The sequence below is a fragment of the Mesorhizobium sp. WSM4841 genome (assembly GCF_055811515.1).
The window spans coordinates 1-593 of sequence record NZ_JBVVQC010000097.1; the positions used below are offsets into that span (position 1 = coordinate 1).

Consider the following 593-nt stretch of genomic DNA (forward strand, 5'->3'; position numbering starts at 1 on the left):
GCGAAAACTCGCAACCTGGGATACCGACTACCTGATGGCAGCTCTCCAAGCCCGTTAACCTGGACTCGTTGCCCTGCAAGGGGAAGGCCGGCGCCGCTTGGGGGGCGTTGGGGTAGAATGCCTGTAGGGCGCCGGCCTGGCGGATTGGGGTCCGCCGTTGGATAGTACCAAACTTGGCGATTCGAGTAATTCCGTGATCGCGGAATGTGAGGAGGCGGTCGACGACGCCCAGTCCTTTGCATCGTCACCGTCTTGCACAGAGCCATCGTTTTTATCTGCCGGGCTTTCTAACCCGGCCAGTTGCCGGTCGGCCATTTCTTTAGCGAGGCCCACCAGGGCATCGACCTCTTGCATCTGGTCCACGTGACGGCCATTGGCGACGCGCTTCCGGATCGTCTTATCGCAATGCCCCTTGGGCGGCTAATAGCCTGTACTTTTCGAAGATCGCCAGCTTCTGCGGATAGGTGATCCGTACGTTGGCGTTGCACCCGTCGCATCTGAAGTGCGCGATCGTTCTTAGCGCAGAGCCCTTCCTTACCGCCGGATGCGAGCAATCCGGACATTCGAATGTGAGCGCAACATCAGACAAGTCT

The 593-nt window shown here is 59.2% G+C and carries 1 protein-coding gene; it reads right to left on the reverse strand.

The genetic code is table 11. From position 1 onward, the window contains the following. Window positions 1–397: 397 nt before the first annotated feature. A partial coding sequence (locus AC0L14_RS34780) for a hypothetical protein (RefSeq protein ID WP_473752234.1) occupies window positions 398–593 on the reverse strand: 196 nt, incomplete at its 5' end.